This is a genomic window from Bradyrhizobium murdochi, from assembly GCF_000472965.1.
GTDB lineage: Bacteria > Pseudomonadota > Alphaproteobacteria > Rhizobiales > Xanthobacteraceae > Bradyrhizobium > Bradyrhizobium murdochi.
Genome location: NZ_AXAU01000042.1, coordinates 1 through 24,959, shown reverse-complemented (window position 1 = coordinate 24,959; position 24,959 = coordinate 1). Strand labels below are relative to the sequence as shown.

The following is a 24,959-nucleotide window of genomic DNA, read 5'->3' as shown; positions in this document are numbered from 1 at the left end:
TGGCACGCCTTGGCAAGACAAGCCTCCAGCCGCCGCCACACTTACCGCGAGCCCATCGACCGTCTGACCTTCCGTTTCTTGGTTCGACCGGAGCACCGTTTCTTCGTCCCGACCTGCCGTTCCGACGACGTCGCGCGCAGCCGCCCTCAAGGATGGCCGTCGCTCCAGTCCCGCTCAAAACCTCCGCCGCCGCCAGGCCACGCCTTGACGGCGGCGAGCACGGCGTCATGCTCGCACGGCAATCGGACGATCCGATCGCGCACAATCAATCGATCTAATGGTTGCTACGGAGCACCCGTCGTCTTATCAGCCATGCAGCTTGTTCGCGGTCTCCGCGATCACGCGCCCCTGATAGCGCGCGCCGGCGAGTTCGTTTTCGCTCGGCTGGCGGCTGCCGTCACCGCCGGTGATCGTGGTGGCGCCATAGGGCGCGCCGCCGGTGACTTCGTCGAGCTTCATCTGGCCGGCAAAGCCGTAGTTCAGGCCGACGACCGTCATGCCGAAGTGCAAGAGATTGGTGATGATCGAAAACAGCGTGGTTTCCTGCCCGCCATGCTGGGTCGCCGTCGCGGTAAAGGCACCGCCGACCTTGCCGTGCAGCGCGCCCTTGGCCCAGAGCCCGCCGGCCTGATCGAGGAAATTCGCCATCTGCGACGCCATCCGGCCGAAGCGGGTGCCGGTGCCGATGATGATCGCGTCGTAATTGGCGAGGTCCTCGATGTTTGCGATCGGCGCGGCTTGATCGAGCTTGTAATGCGAGGCCTTGGCGACCGCTTCAGGCACGAGTTCCGGCACGCGCTTGATGTCGACGGTGGCGCCGGCCTTGCGCGCGCCTTCGGCTACGGCATTCGCCATCGCCTCAATGTGACCGTAAGCGGAATAATAGAGCACGAGTACTTTCGCCATGGTGGTTGTCCTTTGGGTTTGGGTTGGTTTGATTTTTGGAAATGAGCCGTCATTGCCGGGCTTGCCGTCTTCGCTTAGGCTTCGCCGGCCTAGTGCTGTGGTGCCCGGCGAAGCCTCGGGGCGTAGCCGGGACCCGGCAATCCGTCGCCTTCGCAAGGAGTCTCGCGAAGGAGGATGGATGCCCGGGTCGAGCCCGGGCATGACGAGCGGTGAATGGCTTAAGCCGCGTCGACCAGCACCAGTTCGGAATCTTCCAGCGCGGTAATCGTCAGCTTCGCCTCGTCGCGGATCGCAGCGCCATCGCGGGCATTGACGCGCACGCCGTTGACTTCGACGCTGCCGGCCGCCGGCACGAGATAGAGGTGACGCGCCTTCGCCGCCTCGTACGCCGCGCTCTCGCCCGCCTTCAGCGTGGTGGCAAGCACCCGCGCATCGGCGCGGATCGGCAGCGCATCCTTGTCGCCGGCAATGCCGCTGGCGATGGTGACGAGCTTGCCGGAGCGATCCGACTTCGGAAACGGTTTGGCGCCCCAGGTCGGCTGGCCACCGCTCGTCGTCGGCTCGATCCAGATCTGGAATATCTTGGTCTTGCTCGGCTCCAGATTGTACTCGGAGTGACGAATGCCGCTTCCGGCGCTCATCACCTGCACGTCGCCGGCTTCAGTCCGGCCCTTGTTGCCGAGCGAGTCCTGGTGCGTGATCGCGCCTTCGCGGACATATGTGATGATTTCCATGTTGGCGTGGGGATGGGCGGGAAAGCCGGTGTTCGGCGCGATCTCGTCATCGTTCCACACCCGCAAAGCGCCGTGGCCCATATTGTCGGGATCGTAATGGCTGCCGAACGAGAAGTGGTGTTTTGCCTTCAGCCAGCCGTGATCGGCGCTGCCGAGCTTTGCAAATGGTCTAAGTTCGATCATGGGATTGTTCCTTCGTTGAAAGTTTTTGAATTAAGTGGCCGGGCGGCCATCCATCTGGGTGCGCAATATCTTGAACATCGTCAAGGGCGGCAGCGTCTCGCTTTCGAGGCAGGCCAGCGCCATCGCTTCCGGCGTCACCCGCTCTATCCAGGCGACGTTGAGCCCGAATGCCTTGGCGCCGCAGGCGTCCCAAGGATTGGAGGAGATGAACAGCACCTCGGCAGGCGGCACGTGCAGCACCTCCTCGATCAGCGCATAGACCTCAGGGCTGGGCTTGAAGATCTTCTTCGCGTCGACGCTGATGGTCGCATCGAGCACGCGGTCGAGCCCGCTGTTCTTCACCAGCGCGTTGAGCATGCCGGGGCTGCCGTTGGACAGGATCGCGAGCTTGCAATCCTTCATCGCCGATAGCGCCGCAAGCGCATCCGGATAGAGATCGAGATGCAGATATTTGTCGATGATGCGCGCGAAAGTCTCGTCGTCATATTGCAGCCCGAGGCTGCGCAGCGTGTAGGCCAGCGAGTCGCGCGTGGCGACCGAGAAATCCTGATAGCGTCCCATCAGCGAACGCAGCCAGGTGTATTCGAGTTGCTTGATGCGCCAGACTTGGGTGATGATTTCGCCATAGCCAGGAAACGCGTCCTCGGTGACGTCAGCCACCGACTGGACGTCGTAAAGCGTGCCGTAGGCGTCGAAGACAACAGCTTTGATGGTCACGGTAACTACTCTTTCGCTCCGATGGTCGCGCCGAGAAATTCACGAAGAGCCTCGGATGATTGATCCGTCGCCGACTGGTTGAATTCGAGGTGGTGATCCTCGATAAGATTCTTTGGACCAGGCGCATCGAAAGCGTGATAGGCGCCGGGATAGACGATTAGTTTGACCGGAGCGCCGCGCTCCTGCCGTGAAATCCCCCAAGCGTCCTGGCCGTCCACCATATTGCGGCACTCCTCGGCAGGCGTCCAGTCATCGAGTTCGCCGATCAGGATAAGCGTCGGCGCTGTCATGTAGCCCTTGAAGCTGCCGCAAGGTGGATAGAAAGCGATAGCGGCCCCGAATTTGTTCGGCGATGTCTTTTCGAAGGGGCCATGTTCGACCGCTCTGAGCGCCGTCGCGCCACCGCGCGCGAAACCCAGCACCGCGACGCGGGCGGGATCGACGGATGGAAGCCGTACCAGAAACTTCAGGGCCCGGTAGGCGTCTCTATCCACATCATGGGGAGTGGTGTTGTGGCAACTATCGATGCCGCGCGGACCCAGGCTATCTACCGTGAGAGCCACGTAGCCCCACGCCGCGATTCGCTTTCCCCAGCGCTCGTCGGTCTGCTGCCAGTTGCCGTTGCAACTGTGCAGCAGGATGACGGCAGGCGAGGGGCCTGCCTCAGTGGTTTGCCTTAGATAACCCTGAAGCGGGTGTGAGCTGGCAAGCGGGCTTTCGATTTCAACGACGATCGGGGAATTGTCAGCCGCAAAGCAATCGGCCGCACTTCCAATCAGGAGCGCGGTGGCGAAGACGATTTTGGCGAGCTTCACCACGGACCATCCTCGTCCTCAATAGTCCGCTTGCATGGGACGTCGTACTATATACCCAAAATCTTCCTTGCGTTGGCTTTCATCACCTTGGGCCTGATCTCCTCGCGGATCTCGAGCTTGGCAAAATCCGCCAGCCAGCGGTCTGGCGTGATCACCGGCCAGTCCGAGCCGAACAGCATCTTGTCCTGCAAAATCGAGTTGATGTAGCGCACCAGGATCGGCGGGAAATATTTCGGCGACCAGCCGGAGAGGTCGATATAGACGTTCGGTTTGTGGGTCGCGACCGACAGCGCCTCTTCCTGCCAGGGGAAGGAGGGATGCGCGAGGATGATCTTGAGGTCGGGGAAATCAGCCGCGACATCGTCCATGTACATCGGGTTGGAATATTTTAAGCGCATCCCCATGCCGCCGGGCATGCCGGAACCTACGCCGGTCTGCCCGGTGTGAAACAATGCGATCGCGCCGCCGTCATTGATCGCTTCGAAAAGCGGGTACGCCATGCGGTCGTTGGCGTAAAAGCCCTGCATGGTCGGATGGAATTTGAAGCCGCGAACGCCGTATTCCTCGATCAGCTTGCGCGCCTCGCGCACCCCTAACTTGCCCTTGTGCGGATCGATCGAGACGAACGGGATCAAAACGTCGAGATGGTCGGAGGCGACCTCCAGCATCTCGTAATTGTTGTAGCGGCGAAAGCCGGTCTCGCGCTCGGCATCGACCGGGAAGATCACGGCTGCGATGTTCTTCGAGCGGTAGTAGGCCGCGGTCTCCGGCACGGTCGGCGGATGCTTGTGCGGCGATTTGAAGTATTCGGCCATGCGCTCCTGAAAATCGTCGTAGCCGTCGTCGCCATGCAACCCGCAGGGCTCTTCCGCATGGGTGTGGATGTCGATCGCGACGACTTTCTCGATATCGGGCAGCTTGAGCTTGGGCATTTGAGTTTCCCGCCGGCTTGATTTTTGGGTCTGGAAAATTGATTATACTATATAACGAATTCCGCAAGGCGGCAGAACAAAAGACAGAAAACAAGGGAGCACGGCATGGCCCAAACGCAGGCCTTCGAGACCGATTTCTGGAAAGACGCCAACTTAAGAAAGGTCTGGGACGACATCGTTCCCGGCGAGCCGCGCAAGACCATCCCCTACACGCTGACCAAAGAGGCGATCGAGCTGTACTGCAAATCGGTCGGCGAAACTCATCCGATCTATTTCGACGAGGCCTATGCGAAGACCACGCGCTATGGCGGGCTGATCGCGCCGCCCTCGATCCACATCCTCCTGATGTTCTCATGCACGCCGGCGGACGACTGGATGCGCTCGCCGGGCACTGTCAATGCCGGGCAGTCCTGGAGCTACAACATTCCGGCCAGGCCCGGCGACGTCATCACCTTGCAGGCCCGCGCGCTCGACAAGTTCATCAAGCGCGAACGGCTGTTCGTGGTGCACGACAACGTCTTCTTTAATCAGAAGGGCGACGTAATCTGTTCCGGCCGTGGCTGGACGATTCGGCCGATGTGAGCGGGGAGGTTGCGATGACCACGACGTTCGAAAAGCTCAGAGCCGGCGATGCCATCGACGGTCCCGCCTTCGCGGTGAGCCGTGACTCCATCCGACTGTTCTGCGACGCCTCGCTCGACTACAACCCGCTGCATCTCGACGACGAGTACATGAAGGGCAGTTTCGGCAAGACCAATTTCGGCGGCATCATCATGCACGGCATGAACAATTTTGGTCTGATCTCGCGCATGATCACCGACTGGGCGTATCCTGCAGGCGCGATCCACCGCCGGCTTGAGACGCGATGGGTCAAGCCGGTCCGGCCGGGCGACACCATCCAGCCCTCTGGCACCATCAAGGCCAAGCAGGTGACTGAAAAATCCCGCTGGGTCTTGATCGACGTGGTGGTGAAGAACCAGACGGGCGAAAAGGTCGCGACCGGCGAGGCTCTGGTCGAGTTCCCGCGCGACCTGTTCTGCCAGTAATTCCGGAGAGTTCTTCGGAAGGCCAGGCGATCCGCATCGGTGCCGGGCATCGGTTTGCCCCGCGTTAGGCCCGGAACGGGACAGATGGACCCGAAAACGGCCCATCTGCATTGACATCCGAGCTCGCGCTGCTTAGAAATCGCCCCGTCCCGGGCGGTCGGCCGCTTTTCGGGATTAATCCCATTTTGCCACTTTCGGGTAGCTCAGGTTCGGGCCTCCAGCACGGCCTTTCAAAGCATCAGGATTGTCCCATGAAGGTCCGTAACTCCTTGAAATCGCTGCGCGGCCGCCACCGCAACAACCGCCTGGTCCGCCGCAAGGGCCGGGTCTATGTGATCAACAAGGTGCAGCGCCGCTTCAAGGCCCGCCAGGGTTAATCCTGGCGGCTCAGCAGGCTTTTTTCCTCGCTTCACGGGTCTTTGACGATCTGCTGCTTTGCGGCGCGATTTTGCGCGTCTAGACTTGCTCCATGGTTTTGAGATTCCCAGGCGCGCGTAACTGCCGGATCGTGGTCATTGCCGCTGTCATGACAGCCGTGCCGGCCGCTGCGTTTGCCCAGAACGACCCCAGGGTCATTCCTCCACCGAAATCCGAGAAGAAGTTGCCGGAAGCGCCGAGCAAGCTTCCGAAGGTTGGTGCGGATCGTACCCGCGGACTGGACTTCCTGTTCGGTGCCCTGAAAGCTGCCCCCGATGAAGCCAGCGCCAAACATGTCGAGGCGCGGATCTGGGCGCAGTGGATGCAGACGCCAAGCGACACGGCTGCGCTGCTGATGCTGCGCGCCAAGGCCGCGATGGATGCGCAGAAGATCGACGTCGCGCTAAAACTGCTGGATTCTCTCGTCAAGCTGCGTCCCGACTACGTCGAGGCATGGAATCGTCGCGCCACGCTGTATTACCTGAAGAACGACTACACCCGTTCGCTCGAGGACATCCGCCAGGTGTTGATCCGCGAGCCCCGGCATTTCGGCGCGCTGGCCGGGCTCGGCATGATCATGCAGGAGATCGGCGACGAAAAGCGCGCGCTGGAAGCCTTCCGCAAGGCGCTGGACGTCAATCCGCATCTGGAGAAGGTGCCGGAACTGGTCAAGACGCTGACCGAAAAGGTCGAAGGCCGCGATATCTGAACTTTGGCGGTTTAGCCCTGATTTCCCGCGATTGCATCAGGCAGGAAACGTCGCGCCGCGTGCGCGGTGTTATTGGCTGACTACGTGACAGAGCGAGCCAACTGCTGCTAGCTGGCGGTGGACGAGCCGCCCGCAGAGACGCCGGAAAACGAGCACCAACCAGGGTGCTCTTGAGCCCTTTTGCGTCTTGGAAAACGCGTCGGCTCACAGGACCTCTCACAAGACCTAGTGTACGGCGTTGCTGCCGCGGGCCAGACCGTCGAGGCCTACCGCGGCGTAGATTTGCGCCAACTCCGTCTCAAGCTGCTCATTGACCCGCAGCAGCGCCTTGAGTGCGCCGCGGATGTCGCCATTGCAACTCGCTACGATCTGATCGATGGCGGCTTCGCTTGCGTCGGAAATCATGGGTAGTCCTCCGATGATACGCTGGAACAATTTGTAGTGAGCGGCCCTGTTCCTGTGGATGTTGGGTACAGTGCAAGCGCCTGGCTACCCCCCAATCAGGCACGCGCACACATGGCAAAAGTGGCAACGACACTGTACAAACCTGCCGATGACGTCAGTATGACCCCGCTATCCACAGGTTCTGCCCTCTGTGGACAGCTTCCGAAACCTGCGCCGATCCGGGCCGTAGCTCGCTGGTGCAGAAAATCAGCCGGAAACTCTCGATGGTGGTGGCGATTTTAGTGGCGGCGCTGGTGGTGCTGGCGCTGGTCACGCAAGCCGGCGTTTTTCTCAGCGAACGGGCCCATCCGGCCCAGGGCAGGATGGTCGAGGTGGCGGGCGGGGCCCTGCATATCCTCGATATCGGTCCGCGCGATGCGGCGGGGCCGCCGGTCGTGATGCTGCACGGCGCCAGTTCCAATCTGGAAGTGATGCGGCAGCCGGTCGGGGAGCAGCTTGCCGGAAAGCACCGCGTGATCCTGATCGACCGTCCCGGGCATGGCTGGAGCACCCGCGCTCGCCCCGAGGACTCCACGCCCGAAATTCAGGCCCGCATGATCGAGGAGGCGTTGACCAAGCTCGGCGTCGGCCAAGCGATCTTCGTGGTTCATTCCTGGGCCGGCGCGCTGGGGGCGCGTATCGCGCTGGACTACCCGCATTCTGTCGCCGGTTTGGTGATGCTCGCGCCCGTGGCCTATCCCTGGACCGGCGGCGTCGGGCGTTACAACAAACTGATCGCCACGCCGGTGGTCGGCCCGCTGTTCGCCTACACCATCACGCTGCCGCTCGGAGTGCTGCTGGCCGATTCGGGCGCGCGGGGCGTGTTCCTGCCGCAGACCATGCCGGACGGTTTTGTCAAAAACACCGCCACGCCGCTGTTGCTGCGGCCGCGCGAATTCATTGCCAATGCGCGCGATCTGGTAACGCTGAAAGCGGCGGTCGCTGAGCAGGCGCCGCGCTACGGCGAGATCAAGGCGCCCGTCACCATCATCACCGGCGACGCCGACAAGACGGTGTCGACCAACATCCACTCACGGCCGTTCGCGACGGCCGCCCAGAACACGAAATTGATCGTGCTGCCGGGCGTCGGTCACATGATTCAGAATGCGGTTCCCGATCTCGTCATCGCCGAAATCGAGGCAATGATCGGCGCATTGCCGCCGAGTGCGGCGACCGCAGTGGTGCGTTGAGCGTGCGCGTGGCCTGACGGCATTGGATGAGATACGATCAACGCGCGCGGGATTCCGCTGCTCGTCCCGCGAGGGATGAAGCTTAAGAGTCGCGATATCGGGCAGCTTACCTTCGAGGGAGAGCCCCATGTACGCCGCCATTCGTCAGGGCAAGGCCAAGCCCGGCAAGGCCGAAGAGCTGACACGCAGAATCAAGGAGGGCGCGATTCCCGTCATCAGCGGCGTCGAGGGCTTCATGGCCTACTATGTGGTCTACGCGCCCGACGATACGGTGATCGCGATCAGCCTGTTCAACAACTTTGCGGCCGCCGAGGAATCCAACAAGCGCGCGCTGGCGTGGATCGAACACGACCTGGCGCCACTGTTGACCGGACCGGCCACCGCGACGGCCGGACCGGTGATCGTGCACACGCTGGCTTGATGCGGGCGAGCGCGGGAGCGCTCTCAGATCAGAGCGGGGTTGCATTCTTCACCCTCCCCTGGAGGGGGAGGGTCGGCTCACATGGAGCGTAGCGAGATGTGAGACGGGTTGGGGTGATCTCTCCACTCGGGCACTGTTGGGCGTGGAGAGACCGTCACCCCACCCCGCCGCTACGCGGCGACCCTCCCCCTCCAGGGAGGGTAAGAGGCCCAGCTCTCACTTCTGCTTGCCGTCCTTATCGAACGAGGAGACATAGGCCCAGAGGTCGTTCGCCTCTTTCTCGTTCTTGATGCCGGCGAAGATCATCTTGGTGCCGGGAATCTTCGCCTTGGGGTCCTTGATGTATTCGAGGAACACATCCTTGCCCCAGGTAATGCCGGAATTCTTGTTGGCTTCCGAATAGGAATAGCCCTCGATGGTGCCGGACTTGCGGCCGTCGAGCCCGTTCAGTACCGGGCCGACCTTGTTCTTGGCGCCCTCGCCGATCGCATGGCAGGCTAGGCATTTGTTGAACGAGGTCTTGCCCGCGGCGACGTCCTGCGCCAGCACGCCCGATGACGCGGCCAATGAGGTAACGACGACCAGCGCGCTCAAAGTCGATATTTTCATGTGGTGCTCTTCTCGTTTCTTCCCAGAGAGGCGGATTTCTTGTGGCAGGCCCGCTTGGATTGGACAAGCCACGAAACTTTGACAGGTTTCACCATTGCCGACTTGTCCCAGAGAGAACTGATCGTTTGAAGCGTGGCAATCCAACCTTCGGATAGCCTACCCAAACCTGGGCAGACGTGCTTGATTTACCACCACAAATCGTTATTGGCCGGGCCTGGAGGATTCGCATGGCCATCATGATGCCGGCTTCCGATCAGGCGGTTCTGGAACGCCGGGATGCCATCGTTGCCGCTCTTCGCGCGATCGTGCCCGGCGAGGGCGTGATCGACAGTGCGGCCGAGATGCTGGCCTATGAGTCCGATGGTCTCACCGCCTACCGGCAACCGCCGATGGTCGTGGTGCTGCCCGATACCACGGAGCAGGTATCCAGAGTTCTCAAATACTGCTTCGAACAGGGCATCAAGGTGGTGCCGCGCGGCTCCGGCACGTCACTGTCAGGCGGCGCGCTGCCGCTCGTGGATGGCGTGCTGCTGGGCCTGGGCAAGTTCAAGCGCATCCGCGAGATCGATTTCGACAACCGCGTGGTGGTCACCGAACCCGGCGTCACCAACCTCGCCATCAGCCAGGCGGTGGCGCATGCCGGTTTCTATTACGCGCCCGATCCCTCCTCGCAGATCGCCTGCTCGATCGGCGGCAATGTCGCGGAGAATTCCGGCGGCGTGCATTGCCTGAAATACGGTATGACCACCAACAACGTGCTGGGCTGCGAGATCGTGCTGATGTCGGGCGAGATCCTGCGCATCGGCGGCAAGGCGGCCGAGAATTCCGGCTACGATTTGATGGGCATCATCACCGGCTCGGAGGGCCTGCTCGGCGTCATCACCGAGATCACGGTGCGAATCCTGCAGAAGCCGGAGACGGCCCGCGCCCTGATGGTCGGCTTCGCCGAGGTCGAGGCCGCCGGCGAATGCGTGGCACGGATCATCGGCGCCGGCATCATTCCCGGCGGCATGGAAATGATGGACAAGCCGGCGATCCACGCCGCCGAAGCTTTTGTTCACGCCGGTTATCCGCTCGATGTCGAGGCGCTTCTGATCATCGAGCTCGATGGTCCGAGCGTCGAAGTCGACGAATTGATCAAGCGGGTCGAGGCGATCGCGCAAGGCTGCGGCTCGACGAGCTGCCAGATTTCGACGTCGGAGGCCGAGCGCAATCTGTTCTGGGCCGGCCGCAAGGCGGCGTTTCCGGCGGTGGGGCGGATATCGCCCGACTATCTCTGCATGGACGGCACGATTCCGCGCGGCGCGCTGCCGAAGGCGCTCGCGCGCATCCGCGACCTCTCGGCGAAATACGATCTGCGCGTCGCCAATGTGTTCCACGCCGGCGACGGCAACCTGCACCCCTTGATCCTTTACGACGCCAACAAGCCTGGCGAGATCGAGCGGGCGGAAGCCTTCGGCGCCGACATCCTGCGGGCCTGCGTCGAATTCGGCGGCGTGCTCACCGGCGAGCATGGCGTCGGCATCGAGAAGCGTGATTTGATGGGCGAGATGTTTTCCGAAATCGACCTCAACCAGCAGCAGCGCCTGAAATGCGCCTTCGACGCGCAGGGCCTGCTCAACCCCGGAAAAGTGTTCCCGACGCTGCATCGCTGCGCCGAACTCGGCCGCATGCATGTGCACGCCGGCAAATTGGCGTTTCCGGATTTGCCGAGATTTTAGTGATGAACTTCAAAGATAGTTGCAGACGTGACGGAGGCTCTCATGAGCACCTCTCGTGCGGCTTACCCCTCTCCCCAACCCTCCCCCGCAAGGGGGGAGGGAGCCCATCTGCCCGTGCGTCCCTGACGAATTGTGCTTATCCCGCTGGTTCGCAACACGCTGAAGCGGTGAGGCGAAGTGATGTTGGCACGCTGGTCAGGCTCCCTCCCCCCTTGCGGGGGAGGGTTGGGGAGAGGGGTAAGCCCCGGACGCTGATCGGAGAGAGGCCGCGAAACTGTATCAGCAAACCGCGGGCGACGATCGGCACAGTAAGCCGCGGTCACGCCATGCATGCAACGTACAGTTCAGGTGCGCCGTGGACACCTTGAGAGTACGTGACGCCAAGGACGTCGAGGAGGTCGTGCGGGCGGCGATCGCCGGCGAACAGCCGCTTGAGATCGTCGGCCATGGCACCAAGCGTGGCATCGGCCAGCCGATGGCGACCAATGCCGTGCTCGATGTGTCGGCGCTGAACGCCGTCAGCGCCTATGAGCCGAACGAGCTGATCATCACGGTGCAAGCCGGCGCCCCGCTCGCCGACGTGCAGTCGCTGATCGATTCCAAGAACCAGCAATTCGCCTTCGAGCCGATCGATACGTCGGCCCTGACAGGCGCATCCGGCAATGGCACGATCGGCGGCATGATCGGCTCAGGTCTCGCCGGTCCGCGCCGCATCAAGGCCGGCGGCGCCCGCGATCACCTGCTGGGCGCGCATGCGGTGTCCGGCTTCGGCGACAGCTTCAAGACCGGCGGACGGGTGGTCAAGAACGTCACCGGCTACGACCTCTGCAAGCTCCTGACGGGCTCGTGGGGCACGCTGGCGGTCATGACCGAAGTCACGGTGAAGGTGATGCCGAAGCCTGAGAGCGAGCGCACGCTGGTGCTCGCAGGCCTCGACGATCTGACCGCGAACCGGGCGATGACCGCAGCACTCGGCTCGCCGTTTGACGTCTCGGGCGCGGCGCACCTGCCGAATTCGGCGTTCCGCCCTGCGACCGGCGCGCTTGCGGATTTTGCCTCTCAGGGGCGGGCGGTCACGCTATTGCGGCTCGAAGGCATCGCAGCTTCGGTGGCGGATCGCGCCACTTCGCTGGGCAAAACGCTTGCGCCGTTCGGATCGGTGGAAATGCTTGAGGACGCTGCCTCGGCAACGCTCTGGAGCGCGATCCGCGACGTCGAACCGTTCGCCGCAAGTGGCGCGCTCGGCGCCTGGCCGGTGTGGCGGATCGTTTGTCCGCCGGCATCCGGCGGCGCGCTCGGGCAGGCGCTGGCGCGCGAGACCGGGGGCGACGTGATCTATGATTGGGGCGGCGGCCTGATCTGGGCGGCCTTGCCGCCCAAGCCGGACGCGCTAACCGCGATGGTGCGTCAGCGCGTCGAGGCGGTCGGCGGCCACGCGTCGCTGATCCGCGCGTCCGAAGAGACCAGGCAAAATGTCGACGTCTTCCATCCGCAATCCGGCGGCATCGCCGCGCTGAGTGAGCGCGTGCGCCACAGCTTCGATCCGAAGATCATCCTCAACCGCGGCCGGATGGTGAGGGTATCAGCGTCATGAAAACCGAATTCTCACTGGCCCAGCTCGCCGATCCCGATATCGCCGAAGCCGACAAGATCCTGCGCGCCTGCGTGCATTGCGGCTTCTGCACCGCGACCTGTCCGACTTACGTCCTGCTCGGCGACGAGCTCGATAGCCCGCGCGGGCGCATCTACCTGATCAAGGAGATGCTGGAAAAGGACCGCCCGCCGACGGCGGAGGTGGTCAAGCACATCGACCGCTGCCTTTCCTGCCTCGCCTGCATGACGACGTGTCCGTCCGGCGTGCATTACATGCACCTGGTCGATCAGGCGCGGGTCCGAATCGAGCGCGACTATTCGCGGCCGTTGACCGAGCGGGCCTTGCGCGCCGTGCTGGCGCTGGTGCTGCCGCGGCCGGAGCTGTTTCGCGCCAGCATGATCATGGCGCGGCTCGCCCGCCCGTTCGCGGCCCTGCTGCCGGCGAAGGCGGCCGCGACCCCCGGCCTGATGCGGCGAATCAAGGCGATGCTGGCGCTCGCGCCGAAACGCCTTCCGCCGCCGGGCCCCTCGGGCGGCAGCGTGTTTCCGGCCCAGGGCGAGAAGCGCGGGCGGGTCGCCCTATTGCAGGGCTGTGCCCAGCAGGTGCTGGCGCCGCGCATCAACCAGGCCGCCATCAATCTCCTGACGCGCCACGGCATCGAGGTCGTCCTGGTCAGGGACGAGCAATGCTGCGGCGCGCTCACCCATCATCTCGGGCAGGACGGCGACGCGCTGGCGCGGGCTCGCGCCAACATCAAGGTGTGGAAAAAGGAAGCGGAACAAGGCGGCCTCGACGCCATCCTGATCACGGCGTCGGGCTGCGGCACGGTCATCAAGGACTATGGTTTCATGCTGCGCGAGGATCGCGATTTCGCTAGCCCTGCAGCGCAAATCTCTGCGCTGGCAAAGGATATCACCGAGTATCTCGCCGGCATCGCGCTCACGCCATCGAGCCAGAAAGGCGACGTAACGGTGGCCTATCACTCGGCCTGTTCGCTGCAGCATGGACAGAAAATCACAGCCCTTCCGAAAGAATTGCTTTCCAAGAATGGATTCGTGGTGAAAGATGTACCTGAGAGCCATTTGTGTTGCGGTTCGGCGGGGACCTACAACATTCTCCAGCCTGACATTGCGAGCAGGTTGCGCGATCGAAAGGTCGCCAACATTGCGACAGTCAAACCGGACATGATCGCTGCGGGCAATATTGGGTGCATGGTGCAAATTGCCGGCGGTACGTCAGTTCCTGTGGTGCACACGATTGAGCTTCTCGATTGGGCGACGGGAGGTCCCAGGCCAGGATTGAATTGATCGATCGGCCCTTGGGCATGATCCGGGAAGCCCGCTCCGCGTCTCGACAGCGGATCGGCATCCGGTTTTCGTCGGGACAGGCGCGCCAAGCGTCTCGCCCGGAGATCATGCCCAGACAAGGATGGAGCGGGAGGGCACTTCGAAGAAGTGTCGCCCCGGTCTAGCCTGCGGACTATCGAAGCGCTCGACATGGACAGGCGCAACAGGAGGACCACGATGGCGAAGAAGAGTAAGAAGGCGAAGAAGGCTAAAAAGGCCAAGAAGGCCGTAGCGGCGAGGAAGAAGTCCGCCAAGAAGTCGGCGAAGAAGGCTGCCAAGAAATCAGCGAAGAAGGGCGCCAAGAAGTCGGCGAAGAAATCCGCCAAGAAGGCGGCCAAGAAGTCAAAGGCCGCCGCACCGAAAAAGGCTGCAAAGAAGAGCCCGGCCAAGAAAAGGAAGGCGGCTGCCAAGCCCGCCGCTCCCCAGCCGCAGCCGGCGATGACGGAGCCCGAACCGGCGCCTGCGCCGAGCTGGGCTTCTCCGGAGCCGTCCAACCCGTCATGGGGATCGGGCTCCTCCAACGGCGGCGATCAGCACTAGCTCTCTCGCCGAGACCGATGTTTCGAGAGGCCGCAGCGTCCCACCCGCTGCGGCCTTTTTATTGGGACTGGCCGAAAGCACTGGTGAAGCGACCGAAGCGGTGTATTCACGGGGAGGTTGATTCGTGAGAGCCGCTCTCCGGTGTGTCACCGGTGCCGCGGTTTGCCGGTTCCGTGCGCCGCCGGGCAATCAGGAAACCCGTAAAATTGTTGTGAGAATGCAACACCGGCCGAGAACATTTCTGGAAACGTACCAAACGCCTAAAAAGGCGGCACGTGCTTGACTTTTTTGCTTCACGACCATGACGCCGCGGCCCACTCTGTGACCGCGTTAAGACATTTGGCCGCAGTCGGTTATCGCTTGCCCGGGGGGCGCCGGAGCTGGACTGTCAAGAAGGGTGATGGGGATCGATATGAAGAAAGTGGCTTTGTTAGCAACGGCGCTGGCAATGGTGTCCGGTTCGGCTCTCGCTGCGGATATGCGGGTGAAGGCCGTCAAGGCGCCGCCGCCGGTCGCGTTCGATCCCTGGGATTTCGCCTTCGGCGCCGGAATCACCAACGACTACATCTTCCGCGGCATCACCCAGTCCAACCACAAGCCGTCGGTCAACGCCTATTTCGAGCCGCGTTACAACGTCACCAAGGACCTCCAGCTCTATGTTGGCCTCGGCGCTGCGAGCATCTCCTTCCCCAACCGTGCCGCGGCTGAAGTCGATGCTTACGGCGGTGTCCGCGCGACGTTTGGCGCTTTCGCCGTCGACGTCGGCGCCTGGGGCTACCTCTATCCGGGCGGCACCTGCCACTACGGTGCGGCAACTGACACTGCCGGCGTCCCGCTCAGCCTCGAATGCCAGACGAATGCTCTGCTCAACGGCAACGTCATCAAGAAAGACCTCAGCTTCTTCGAGGTCTATGGCAAGGTGAACTACACCTTCAACGACAACTTCTCACTGGGCGGCAATGTCTATTATACGCCGAGCTTCCTCAACACCGGCGCCGAAGGCACCTATGCCTCGATCGTCGGCAAGGCGATCGCGCCGAGCGCCTGGTTCGGCGCCAGCGGCATCGGCATGTATGTGTCGGGTGAATTCGGCCGTCAGTGGCTCGGTACCTCCGACTCCTTCTACGGCGTGGCTGCGTTCCCGAACGGCATCAACTATGCCGATTACAACACCTGGAACATCGGCATTGGCTTCACCTACAAGGTGTTCACGCTGGACTTCCGTTACTCCGACACCAACCTGTCGCAGGGTGATTGCAACGCCTTCACAAGCGACCACACCGCGACGTTCAACGGCAGCTTCACGCCAATCAATCCGACTGGCGTCGGCTCCAAGTGGTGCGGCGCCGCCGGCATCGTGAAGCTGTCGGCTGACCTGACCGCGATGACCAACCTGAAGTAAGGTCTTCCTGTCGAAGATAAGGGGGCGGCAGAGCGATCTGCCGCCCTTTTCTTTTGGGTGGATGTGATGAAACGGGCTTGGCAGCGCGGGCTGCGTAAAGCAATCGCCCGCAACGATCGCCACAGCGCTGTGGCAGGCGCGGTCGCGGGCCTCGGCGGCGCGATTGCCATCGGCGTCATGGAGTGGTTTTCGCTCGCCGCGCATTATCCGCTCGCGGTGATTCCGTTCGCCACTTCGATCGTGCTGGTGATCGGATCGCCTGACGTGGCGCCGGCGCAGCCGCGCGCCCTGATCGGCGGTCATGTGGTGTCGGCCCTGGTCGGCCTCGCGGTGCTGAAGCTGACGGGACCGCAGGCCTGGGCGGCGGCGGCCGCCGTCGGCCTTTCGATTCTGGCGATGTACGTCACCGGGACCTTTCACCCGCCGGCAGGCATCAATCCGCTGCTGGTGGTCTCAGGCAATCTGCCCTGGACATTCCTGCTCGCGCCGGTGCTGGCCGGCGCGCTGCTGTTGACCGCCTTCTCCTGGGTTTGGCACCGCTGGGTGCGCCGCCAGCCATGGCCGCGGCGCTGGCTGTAGGAAACGGGCTACATGGCTACGACGCAGCGGCGCTCTTGTTGTCCTGCAGTGCGAATCCGTCCCCCGCTCGGGCAAGCACGACATTGCGATCATGGAAGACATCGAGCGTCGAACGATGGCCGATCGAGATGATGGTGGTCGCCGGCAATTTAGCTTCAAGCAGGCGATAAAGCGCCGCTTCCGAAGGTTCGTCGAGTGACGCCGTCGCCTCGTCGAGGAACAGGTATTGTGGCACATGCAACAGCGCCCGCGCCAATCCAAGTCGCTGCTGCTCGCCGAGCGACAGCGTCCGATTCCAGTGCCCGTGTTCATCGAGTTGCGACGCGAGCTTCGGCAATCCCACCAGCTCGAGCGTCTGGCTGATCTGGCCGGTCGTGAACGCCCCTTCCTTGGCCGGGTATTCGACCGCCGCCCGTAGCGTTCCGGTCGGGAAATACGGCCGCTGCGGCAGCATCATCAAGGTCGCCCCGGCAGGCACGGTGATCGAGCCGGAGCCGAACGGCCAGATGCCGGCAATGGCGCGGAACAGCGTGGATTTGCCGGAGCCGGACGGGCCGGTGACCAGCGTGCGCTCGCCCCTGCGCAAGCTGAATCCATCCGCGTTCACCAGCGGCGTTCCGTTCGGCAGACGTAGCGCCAGGCCCTTGAGGTCGATGGCGCCTTCGCCCGCCTTGACGACGTGAATTCGCTCGCTGCGGGTTGCCAGTTCGCCCGCCGCCACGATCCCAGCCTCGAACCCATCAAGACGGTTGACCACGGCCTGCCACTCCGCCAACTGGCGATAGATGGTGATGAAGAACGACAGCGCGCCCTGCACGTTCGAGAACGCCGATGCGGTTTGCATCATGCCGCCGAGTTGAATCTTCTCCGCGAAATAGGCCGGTGCCACCAGCACGTAGGGGAAGACCACCGAAGCCTGATTGTAGCTCGCCGTGAATGCCGTAATCTTCTTGGTTCGGCTCATAATGCCGAGCCAGTTCTCCACCACGCGTCCGAAGCGAACGAGCAGGCGCTCACGCTCGGCCTGCTCACCGTGCAGCAGCGCGATCTGCTCGGAATTTTCGCGCACGCGTACCAGGTTGAACCGAAAATCCGCTTCATATTGCTGCTGCCGGAAATCGAGGCCCACCAGTGGCCAGCCGATCAGATGGGTCAGGATGGTGCCGAGCACCGAATAGATCAATGCGCCCCAGACCAGGTAGCCTGGGATCGCAAAGTCCTGACCAAGCAGATGCAGCGGCGCGGCGTTCGAAAGCCCCCATAGGATGCCGACAAAGGATGCCAGCGTAACGATCGAGTTCAGCAATCCCAGGCCAATGTTGAGCGTGCGATCGACGAACAGCTTGACGTCGTCGGTCATGCGCTGATCGGGGTTGTCGGCCGCGTCGCCCTGAAGCTGCATCCGATAATGATTGGCCTGATGCAGCCAGTCACCGAGATATTGCGCGGTCATCCAGCGCCGCCAGCGGATCTGCAGCCATTGATTGAGATAGAGCTGATAGACCGCCAGCACGACAAAGATGCTGACAACGACGCAGAAATAGATGATCTCGCTGACGAAGGAGTCCCAGTTGCGATCCTGCAGCGCGTTGTAGAAGCGGGCATTCCATTGATTGATCAGGACGTTGATGCCGACGATCGCAAGCTCGATCACGATGACTGCGGCCAGCAGGCCACGGCCGGCCCATTTGTCTTCGGAACGGAAATAGGGCGCGGAGATGCGCCATACGGCGGCGAGCGTCGAGCGAATGTTTTTCACAGATTGCCGTCTCCGGGGAGGGCCTCAAAGGCCTGAAAAATCGGGACAATTGGTGATTTTATTGGGCTGGCCCACGCGGGTGCCGCGGTCAGCGTTGGCGTGTCCCGATGTTGAAGTCAACCCTGGCATCTTCACAACGGCGCGGGACGGCAGGCCACTTCGCGAGGATGTGAGCGATTCGGCGGTGCCAACCCAGCCCAAACCACGCAAAGCAAGGCTATTCCCCACCCATCGCTCAACACGCGGCCGCTGTCCACGCCAGCCGGCGCGCCAATAACAATGTGGGAGAACCGCAATGTGGGATCAAATCTATAATCCGCTTGGCAACACGGCATTGTCGACGATCGCCGCCGCCGTGCCTGTCGTCACGCTGTTGGTGCTGATTGCCAGAGGCAAGGTCAAGGCGCATTTGGCGGCCATCATTGTGCTGATTACAGCCAACATCATCACGACAGGCATCTTCACCATGCCCGCCGGCATGTCGATCCGCGCCTCGAAGGCCCGATCCTTCGCTACGTCTTCCTGCATTCCATCGTGCTGGCCTGCCTTGTCGGCGCGCTGGTGACGCTGCAGGCCCGCGTCTATCCGTTCACAATGCTGGTGCTGAAATAGGTGCGTCGAGGGTCAGCCGAAAATCCCCGCGGCCGGTGCCGCGGGGATTTTTCGTCGGAGGGGCATTTGGGAATCATCAGAACAGACGCCTCGCCGGCTCGAATTTCGGCTTATTCAGTCGCGTTCACATTCACTCTGGAAGTCCGGCTTTTCGCAAACCGTCGGCGAACATGGCGAAATCCTGATCTCGGCGGAATGCTGCCAGGTCTCTCAGGTTCGAAATGCGCAGACCGGGATTATGTTTCAGCGCCAGTTCCACGCCTTTCTGTGCAGGTTCAAGCCGTGCAGCAAGCGCATTGCTTGCCGCATATGCGCATACTGGTAGCAGGAGAACTGGATTGTCGCGCATCGACGATTCGGCATAGGATGATGCCATGTCGTAATCACCTGACAGAAAGTGAGCATAAGCCGCGGCTCCGTGCATGCTTGCGGGATCGAGCGGACTCAGACGCAAGGCATGCGCGGCGTGTTCAAGTGCCAAGTCAGGCTCGCCTCTCCATACCCTCAACCACGCGCTAAGTATCCACCCTGTCGCATAGTTCGGATTGACTGTCAGTCCCCGATCCATGAACGCCACGGCTGTGTCGAACTCGTACGCTATGAAGGCAAGAGCATAGCTGCCCATACACAATGCAACCGGGTCGTCGTTACCCAAATGCACTGCTTTCCGGGCAAGCCTGGTAGCTTCGGCGCTCTCCTGTACATGTTCAATCATCCAACCGCGCGCCTTTCGCTGAATGTAGCACCATGCTGCCATACCGTAAGCACAAGCCAGCTTGGGATCGACTTCGATCGCTTTGCAGTAGAGCTGGAGAGCCTCATGATTTGTCTCCATCGACCCCCGATGATGCCTGGCCAGTCCGCGCAGGTAGTAGTCATAGGCTGCCAGATTTTCCGTTGGTTTATGGTTGGCCCGCTTGATATCCTCACGCTGCAGCTTGGGGGCGATCGCACCCACGACGCTCTCGGTGACGTGGTCCTGGAGATCAAATATATCTTCGAGCGCACCCTCAAATCGGCCCGCCCAGAGATGTGCCCTGGTTTCGGTGTCGATCAGTTGGCCCGCGATACGAATGCGGTTGCCCGCCTTGCGCACGCTACCTTCGAGGACGTAGCGTACTCCAAGTTCGCGACCGACTTGCCTTACATCGACCGTCCGGCCCTTGTAGGTGAAACTTGAGTTTCGCGCGATCACAAACAGCCAACGGAAGAGCGACAGCGCAATCGTGATATCTTCCACGACGCCGTCCGCCAAATACTCCTGCTCGGGGTCGGCACTGAGATTCTGGAAGGGCAGCACCGCAATCGAGGGCTTGTCGGGGCGTGACAGCGTGGATTTTCGTGGGACTGCACCGTCTATGACTCGGAAAACCCGAATCGGACGCGCAATATTCTTGAGGTTTTGTTCGCCCAGATCGGCGAATTCAGCCCGGATATTGCCTTGGACGTGATCGTAGGCAGAAGACGAGATGCAGATGCCGCCGGGTTCTGCGATGCCCTCAAGCCGAGCCGCAATGTTGACGCCATCTCCAAAAATGTCATGTGGTTCGACGATCACGTCGCCGATATTGATGCCCACGCGAAAAGCGATGCGGTTATCTTCCACGTCATCGATTGTAAGGTCCTTGATGCGGGCCTGGAACTGCACAGCAGCTCGAACCGCTTCGACCGCGCTCGGAAACTCCGCCAGGAGCCCATCGCCGGTATTTTTCACGATCCGGCCACCGTGCTCAGCAATTGCGGGCTCGACGCTACCCGCGAGGAGCGTTGTCAGTCTGGCGTGCGTTGCCTCTTCGTCGTTGTGCATAAGACGCGAATAGCCGGCCACGTCGGCGGCCAAAATCGCCGACAGCCTGCGCTTGATCCGGACTGGCCGCTCTTGCACCATGGCCGCAATCCAACCACGGTATACTGTACGACCGATCGGCCTATTCCGCCACGTGCTTTAGGGCGGCGGCCGGGAGCGGAGGTCGGATTTTGGTGCGCCGCCCTAGCCAATCATGTCATTGTTCAATAGAACGGCGCGCGGTGGTGGGGGATCGATATTTCGAGGGTTGCATGATTTCATTCGCGCGCATGTCGAAGCCGGCGGCATCAATTCTGCTGATCACCGCAGCACTTCATCTCAGCCCGGTCAGGGCCGAGAACGGCTTTCCGTTCGGCTCGGAAATGACACTCGACGTGGATCGTCAGCGCGGGTCGAAGCGGATTCCCAATCTCGAGATCGGCGACAAGGGCGAGGTGGTGCTGGAACTCTGGTGCAAGGGCGGCAAGGGCCAGTTCTCGGTGGCCGGCAATACCGTGATCTTCGTTCCCGGCGCGATGGAGAACCGGCCCTGTCCACCGGATCGCGCGCAGCAGGATGATGAATTGATCGCGGCGCTGGCCGAGGCCGGCACCTGGAAGCGGCAGGGCGATTTCGTGTCGTTCGTCGGCACGAAAACGCTGCGCTTCCGCATCAACACGAACTAGGTCGGGAATTCAGTCAGGGGGTCGCAATGAGGCCGCTGGCGGTGGCAACGACCCAGCGGCCGCCCCAGCGCACGATCGATTCGACGCGTCCGATTCCGGGAATGGTGTCGCCGCGTGCGGCCATCCTGATGCCGTCGGGACCTTCGAGAACGGCGGTGCCATCCCGAACATCGACAACCGTCCAGCCGGAAATGGTGGTCGGCTTCGTTTCCGGCGCCGCCACCAAAGGCTGTGGCCGCATCGCAATCGCCGAGGGGCCCACATTTGCCTGGGAGGCCGGGCCCGCAGAAGGGCGTGCGCCGGCCGACAACACGGCGGACGGCTTGGGAATGCTTCCGACGATGGCGGGCGAGTCGGAGGCGGATGCGGTCTTCCGGGTGCCTTCAACCTTGCCGCTCGACCGTGCTTCAGCAATACGCGGCGAGGGTGCTTCCTTCTGCGCAACGGCTTCAAGGCCGAGCGTGCCTGCCAACTCGGGCCAACTCAGGCCGCCGGCCCATCCCAATCCAAAGCTTGCCGCCACGGCGACGGTGACCAGCAACGCGTTGCGCGCCCGGTCGCGAAATGACTCCCGCACCACCAATACGCCATCGCGATCGGGCACGAGAAAATCCCACGAGTTCGCCGGCTGCTCCGGCCCTCGGCCGTCAACCACATTCCCCGACAAGATGCTTTCGACGGTACTTGGCTCGCGGTTGTGCATGGCGTTGGCCCACATTCAGCTAGCCGATGATGTTCCTTTAAACTGAATCGAGTCTTAACAACCTGGCGAACGAAGTGCTGCAGCGAGCTCGGTTGACAGGAAGATGTTCGTCTGGGTCATTAGCGTCGTCGTACGACGCGAAGGACCCAAAGCGGACACCGACCTTTTTGGTAGCCTATTAAGTCAGCATCTCTGACTTGTGGTTCGCCCTTCGCTGATGATGTAGTTTTTCTGGTGTGACGCACGCAACGTTCTGGCGCGAGGCTTCACTCCAGTTCCCATAACTGACCGCCCATTGCGATTTGCGTCTCTTGCTGCATACAGCTTGGGAGGAACTCGCATGAAAAAGTTGCTGCTAACGGCGACCAGCTTGATTGCGCTCTCCATTCCGGCAATGGCCCAAAATACCGAGGTCCGGGTGATGCCCGATACGCTCACCTGGAAGGATAATCCAGCCTTTCCGAAGGGCGTTCAGATTGCGACCCTGGTCGGTGATCCGACGAAAGCGGGCGAGGTTGTCGTCTTGCGCATCAAGTTTCCACCTAACTTCCAGATGCCTCCGCATACGCATCCCTATTCCGAAGTCGTTACCGTCATAAGTGGTGACATTGGCAGCAGCCATGGTGAAAAATTCGAAAAGAAGGGTGACCTCCTGAAGCCAGGCTCGCTATGGGTGTACCCCGCAAGACACCCGCACTACGCCTGGACCGGAAACGAGGAAGGGATACTTCAAGTCCAATTTATCGGCCCTGGTGGCATCGATTACATCAATCCGGCTGACGATCCGCGCAAACAATAGCCGCTTGCATTGCAAGAGGCCGTCTCAAGCGGACACTTGTCTGCACGGTATTCGCAAGGGAGGATGTCATGCAATCTTCTCCAAAATTGGCGAACGCAGCACTTGCCCTGTGCATGGTGGTGTTGTCGTTTGGCTCCAGCGCCTTAGCCGAGCCGAAAGCGGAAGTGGCGGCGGCGACGTCGGGATGGGCCAGGCTCTTGACGAAGGCGATCCCGAAAAGGTGCTGCCGCTCTATTCGGACGATGCCGTGCTCTGGGGCACACTGTCGCCGACCGTGCGCTCCGACCGGGCGGCGCTACGAGACTATTTCGTGGGCGCCTTCAAGGTTCTGCCCAGCCTCAAGGTAACCTTCGGCGATCAACTCATCCGCGTGTACGGGAATGCAGCAGTCAATACCGGCTACTACACGTTTTCTTATGTGAAGGATGGCGAGACGAAGACATTGCCCGCGCGCTACAGCTTCACCTATGTCAAGAACGGCCAGCGTTGGCTGATCGTCGACCATCATTCCTCGGCCATGCCATCAACCCCGAGATAGCCGGCTAGTTTTCGAGCGGTGACGGCCCTAGGGGCTCAGCTACGGTACGAAATCATCGTTACTGGGGCGTGAAGCGGTTAATACCGTCACGCACTTCTGATACTCGGCACCGCCCTACTTCCACACACTCTTGTCCGCGTCCCAGCGCTGGCCCTTGAACTCTTTCGCCAGCGCTTCGAGCGAGCCGTTGTCGTCCTTTGGCTCGCCGCCTTCCTCGTCGCCGGTGGATTCTTCCGACAAATTCAGTTTTGGGCCGGCGCCTTCATCTGCGGTCGTGATCACCGGGCTCGAGATCCACAGCAACAGCCGATCGGTGGCGCCGGGTTTATCCGGTGAGGTCAGCGCGGTGACCTCGACAGTTTCGGTCAGCGCGAGCGCGGGATAGATCGGGCTCGGCCGCTTGAAGCTCAGCGTCAGTTTTCCGGTGTTGGCGTCCCACTCGGTGTCTGCGGGCTTGGCGGCAAGCGTTTTTGCGAGCACGCCTGAAATGGCGGACGCGATCTTGTCCCTGTTGATCTTGTCGCCGTCGCGCCACTCGGCCGCGGCAAAGCGGATGGTGCGGTCCATTTCGATGCTGCCGCTGGTCCATCCCGCGGCAACCACGCCGGGCATCGACTTCGCCTTCGCGATCAGCGCTGCGGCCCGCTCCGGATCGGCCGTCAGGTTGATGGTCTGCTCGCCGGCGCGCAGCGCATCACAGGAGATCGAAAGGCTGGAAAGCCCGACCTCGACGGCCTCGCCCTTCAGGCTTTTCAGGAAATCCAGTGCGGCATCGAGCTTGACCCGCACGCCGATCGCTTCCGGCGAGACGTCGGTAAAATCCTTCGGCGCCGGCGTGATGCCGTCGTCGCTGGTCTGGTTGTCCAGAAATTCCTTCTCGCTGAGATCGGAATTGTCGGTCGAGGTCACTTCGGTCACGGTCTGGCCGATCGTGATCTGGCCGCGGAACTCGAAGGTGTCGCCGACCGCCTTGCGCACCAGCTTGACGGTAACCGGCAGCTTGTCGCCGAGGCTCTGCGTGGTGCCGGTCAGGTTCTGGCCACTGACGGCGAGGTTGGCGACGAAGCGGTCCTTGCGGTCGGCACCCTTTGCGGCGGGGTAGCAGACGTCGAGGGTAGCCGCGGTGACGTTCTTGCCCTGGCGGGTTTCCTTCAGAATGACATCGGCATTGCCGTCCATCAGCCCATCGATCGCGGTGAAATAGCGCGTCTCGGTCGCGCCCGGCGCGGTCTTGGGCTGCAGTTTCATCTGAGCGAAGGCGAGGTGAGGGGAGGCGATCGCCAGACCGAGCAGGAGAAGAGGGAGCGCGCGCATGTGAAGTTCCCTGAAGCGGCGGAATTGACCGTGTCCTAGTAGCAATCCTCGGTGTCGTCAGCCAAAAAGATGGCCGTGGGGAGGCGTCATACCGCTCGTCTGTTTTGATGGAGCTTTGGCAAATGCTCACCCCGGCAAGAATGTAGCGTCTTTTGCGTGTCCTCGGCTGCTTAGCATTAGTCAGGGACGTACCGGCGGAAGGGTTCCCTCCCCCCTTGCGGGCAGGGCTGTCCGGGGAAGATCAGCCATAGCAGAACTCCATCTGGTTTGGGGAGGTTGGAGGTTTGCGAATGCTGGGATTGATGGGTGGGGGCTTGTCGATGGTGGCGATGGATCGACGGGTGAACAGGAACTGGCTGACGAGTTCGGCCAGCCTGAGCGGCAGCATGGTGATGCAGTTGGCGTGCGCGGCCATGCGCAGCAACAGGTAAGCGATCATCGCGGCGAGGACTTGCAG

General features: G+C 61.9%; 26 protein-coding genes and 2 pseudogenes. 16 read left to right on the top strand and 12 right to left on the bottom strand.

Translation table 11 applies throughout. The features are described from left to right. Positions 1 to 306: 306 nt before the first annotated feature. From wrbA to YUO_RS0136350, 5 genes are all read right to left on the bottom strand, one after another. Positions 307 to 906 (bottom strand): NAD(P)H:quinone oxidoreductase, encoded by a 600-nt coding sequence (gene wrbA, locus YUO_RS0136370; protein ID WP_028351552.1) that lies wholly within the window; start codon positions 904 to 906, stop codon positions 307 to 309. 218 nt (positions 907 to 1,124) lie between these two features. Then, on the bottom strand, positions 1,125 to 1,823 hold the full coding sequence (locus YUO_RS0136365) for a pirin family protein (protein ID WP_028351551.1): 699 nt from the start codon (positions 1,821 to 1,823) through the stop codon (positions 1,125 to 1,127). Positions 1,824 to 1,853: 30 nt separating this feature from the next. Continuing rightward, the gene (locus YUO_RS43100; RefSeq protein ID WP_051379846.1) at positions 1,854 to 2,540 is read right to left on the bottom strand and encodes a haloacid dehalogenase type II; all 687 of its coding nucleotides are present in this window, start codon (positions 2,538 to 2,540) and stop codon (positions 1,854 to 1,856) included. Between the two features lie 5 nt (positions 2,541 to 2,545). After that, positions 2,546 to 3,358: a dienelactone hydrolase family protein gene (locus YUO_RS0136355; RefSeq protein WP_028351550.1), complete on the bottom strand. Its 813-nt coding sequence runs from the start codon at positions 3,356 to 3,358 to the stop codon at positions 2,546 to 2,548. 44 nt (positions 3,359 to 3,402) lie between these two features. Beyond that, on the bottom strand, positions 3,403 to 4,287 hold the full coding sequence (locus YUO_RS0136350) for an amidohydrolase family protein (RefSeq protein WP_028351549.1): 885 nt from the start codon (positions 4,285 to 4,287) through the stop codon (positions 3,403 to 3,405). Positions 4,288 to 4,392: 105 nt separating this feature from the next. Here YUO_RS0136350 and YUO_RS0136345 point away from each other — a divergent pair, with 105 nt between their 5' ends. From YUO_RS0136345 to YUO_RS0136330, 4 genes are all read left to right on the top strand, one after another. Further along, positions 4,393 to 4,869 carry a MaoC family dehydratase gene (locus YUO_RS0136345; RefSeq protein ID WP_028351548.1) on the top strand — a complete coding sequence of 159 codons (477 nt, stop codon included), beginning with the start codon at positions 4,393 to 4,395 and terminating at the stop codon, positions 4,867 to 4,869. 14 nt (positions 4,870 to 4,883) lie between these two features. Then, entirely contained in the window at positions 4,884 to 5,333 is a 450-nt protein-coding gene (locus YUO_RS0136340) for a MaoC family dehydratase (protein ID WP_028351547.1), read from the top strand. A 251-nt stretch (positions 5,334 to 5,584) separates the two neighbouring features. Beyond that, positions 5,585 to 5,710: a type B 50S ribosomal protein L36 gene (gene ykgO / locus YUO_RS0136335; protein WP_002718645.1), complete on the top strand. Its 126-nt coding sequence runs from the start codon at positions 5,585 to 5,587 to the stop codon at positions 5,708 to 5,710. 149 nt (positions 5,711 to 5,859) lie between these two features. Further along, the gene (locus tag YUO_RS0136330) at positions 5,860 to 6,459 is read left to right on the top strand and encodes a tetratricopeptide repeat protein (protein ID WP_430649588.1); all 600 of its coding nucleotides are present in this window, start codon (positions 5,860 to 5,862) and stop codon (positions 6,457 to 6,459) included. Between the two features lie 225 nt (positions 6,460 to 6,684). On the opposite strand, the gene YUO_RS0136325 is transcribed toward YUO_RS0136330, so the two are convergent. Next, complete coding sequence (locus tag YUO_RS0136325) at positions 6,685 to 6,864, bottom strand: hypothetical protein (RefSeq protein ID WP_028351545.1); 180 nt, start codon at positions 6,862 to 6,864, stop codon at positions 6,685 to 6,687. 263 nt (positions 6,865 to 7,127) lie between these two features. Here YUO_RS0136325 and YUO_RS0136320 point away from each other — a divergent pair, with 263 nt between their 5' ends. Further along, entirely contained in the window at positions 7,128 to 8,093 is a 966-nt protein-coding gene (locus YUO_RS0136320; protein WP_028351544.1) for an alpha/beta fold hydrolase, read from the top strand. A 127-nt stretch (positions 8,094 to 8,220) separates the two neighbouring features. Further along, on the top strand, positions 8,221 to 8,514 hold the full coding sequence (locus YUO_RS0136315) for an antibiotic biosynthesis monooxygenase (RefSeq protein WP_028351543.1): 294 nt from the start codon (positions 8,221 to 8,223) through the stop codon (positions 8,512 to 8,514). Between the two features lie 216 nt (positions 8,515 to 8,730). Here YUO_RS0136315 and cycA read toward each other — a convergent pair whose 3' ends face one another. Next, on the bottom strand, positions 8,731 to 9,123 hold the full coding sequence (cycA, locus tag YUO_RS0136310; protein WP_028351542.1) for a cytochrome c-550 CycA: 393 nt from the start codon (positions 9,121 to 9,123) through the stop codon (positions 8,731 to 8,733). Between the two features lie 227 nt (positions 9,124 to 9,350). On the opposite strand from cycA, the gene YUO_RS0136300 reads away from it, so the two are divergent. The 6 genes from YUO_RS0136300 to YUO_RS43095 all read left to right on the top strand — a co-directional run bounded on the left by YUO_RS0136300 (position 9,351) and on the right by YUO_RS43095 (position 16,305). Continuing rightward, on the top strand, positions 9,351 to 10,844 hold the full coding sequence (locus tag YUO_RS0136300; RefSeq protein ID WP_028351541.1) for an FAD-linked oxidase C-terminal domain-containing protein: 1,494 nt from the start codon (positions 9,351 to 9,353) through the stop codon (positions 10,842 to 10,844). Between the two features lie 355 nt (positions 10,845 to 11,199). After that, positions 11,200 to 12,438, top strand: coding sequence for an FAD-binding protein (locus YUO_RS0136295; protein ID WP_028351540.1), 1,239 nt, complete (start codon positions 11,200 to 11,202; stop codon positions 12,436 to 12,438). Beyond that, positions 12,435 to 13,745, top strand: coding sequence for a glycolate oxidase subunit GlcF (gene glcF / locus YUO_RS0136290; protein ID WP_028351539.1), 1,311 nt, complete (start codon positions 12,435 to 12,437; stop codon positions 13,743 to 13,745). The genes YUO_RS0136295 and glcF overlap by 4 nt, the downstream gene beginning before the upstream one ends. Before the next feature lie 216 nt (positions 13,746 to 13,961). Continuing rightward, positions 13,962 to 14,324, top strand: coding sequence for a hypothetical protein (locus YUO_RS0136285; RefSeq protein WP_028351538.1), 363 nt, complete (start codon positions 13,962 to 13,964; stop codon positions 14,322 to 14,324). A gap of 412 nt (positions 14,325 to 14,736) precedes the next feature. Beyond that, a complete protein-coding gene (locus tag YUO_RS0136280; RefSeq protein WP_028351537.1) occupies positions 14,737 to 15,726 on the top strand; it encodes a TorF family putative porin in 990 nt (329 codons plus the stop codon). A gap of 66 nt (positions 15,727 to 15,792) precedes the next feature. Further along, positions 15,793 to 16,305 carry an HPP family protein gene (locus YUO_RS43095; RefSeq protein ID WP_083754872.1) on the top strand — a complete coding sequence of 171 codons (513 nt, stop codon included), beginning with the start codon at positions 15,793 to 15,795 and terminating at the stop codon, positions 16,303 to 16,305. Between the two features lie 16 nt (positions 16,306 to 16,321). On the opposite strand, the gene YUO_RS0136270 is transcribed toward YUO_RS43095, so the two are convergent. After that, positions 16,322 to 18,064 (bottom strand): ABC transporter ATP-binding protein/permease, encoded by a 1,743-nt coding sequence (locus YUO_RS0136270; RefSeq protein WP_028351535.1) that lies wholly within the window; start codon positions 18,062 to 18,064, stop codon positions 16,322 to 16,324. 295 nt (positions 18,065 to 18,359) lie between these two features. Here YUO_RS0136270 and YUO_RS0136265 point away from each other — a divergent pair. After that, positions 18,360 to 18,560, top strand: a pseudogene (locus YUO_RS0136265) (L-lactate permease); the annotation flags it as partial. Between the two features lie 246 nt (positions 18,561 to 18,806). On the opposite strand, the gene YUO_RS0136260 reads toward YUO_RS0136265, so the two are convergent. Then, positions 18,807 to 20,564, bottom strand: a complete 1,758-nt coding sequence (locus YUO_RS0136260; RefSeq protein WP_035728442.1) for an adenylate/guanylate cyclase domain-containing protein — start codon at positions 20,562 to 20,564, stop codon at positions 18,807 to 18,809. A gap of 170 nt (positions 20,565 to 20,734) precedes the next feature. On the opposite strand from YUO_RS0136260, the gene YUO_RS0136255 reads away from it, so the two are divergent. Further along, positions 20,735 to 21,148: an META domain-containing protein gene (locus tag YUO_RS0136255; RefSeq protein WP_028351532.1), complete on the top strand. Its 414-nt coding sequence runs from the start codon at positions 20,735 to 20,737 to the stop codon at positions 21,146 to 21,148. A gap of 13 nt (positions 21,149 to 21,161) precedes the next feature. Here the strand turns inward: YUO_RS0136255 and YUO_RS0136250 are convergent, their stop codons facing one another. Further along, positions 21,162 to 21,752, bottom strand: a complete 591-nt coding sequence (locus YUO_RS0136250; RefSeq protein WP_156908925.1) for a hypothetical protein — start codon at positions 21,750 to 21,752, stop codon at positions 21,162 to 21,164. A 439-nt stretch (positions 21,753 to 22,191) separates the two neighbouring features. Between YUO_RS0136250 and YUO_RS0136245 the strand changes: the two genes are divergently transcribed. Together YUO_RS0136245 and YUO_RS43090 are read left to right on the top strand one after the other, a co-directional pair. Beyond that, positions 22,192 to 22,650, top strand: coding sequence for a cupin domain-containing protein (locus tag YUO_RS0136245; RefSeq protein WP_028351530.1), 459 nt, complete (start codon positions 22,192 to 22,194; stop codon positions 22,648 to 22,650). 184 nt (positions 22,651 to 22,834) lie between these two features. Beyond that, positions 22,835 to 23,188, top strand: a complete 354-nt coding sequence (locus YUO_RS43090; protein ID WP_051379845.1) for an SgcJ/EcaC family oxidoreductase — start codon at positions 22,835 to 22,837, stop codon at positions 23,186 to 23,188. 114 nt (positions 23,189 to 23,302) lie between these two features. Here YUO_RS43090 and YUO_RS0136235 read toward each other — a convergent pair whose 3' ends face one another. After that, positions 23,303 to 24,502, bottom strand: coding sequence for a hypothetical protein (locus YUO_RS0136235; RefSeq protein ID WP_028351529.1), 1,200 nt, complete (start codon positions 24,500 to 24,502; stop codon positions 23,303 to 23,305). 241 nt (positions 24,503 to 24,743) lie between these two features. Next, positions 24,744 to 24,959: pseudogene (locus YUO_RS47420) on the bottom strand (IS4 family transposase); the annotation flags it as partial.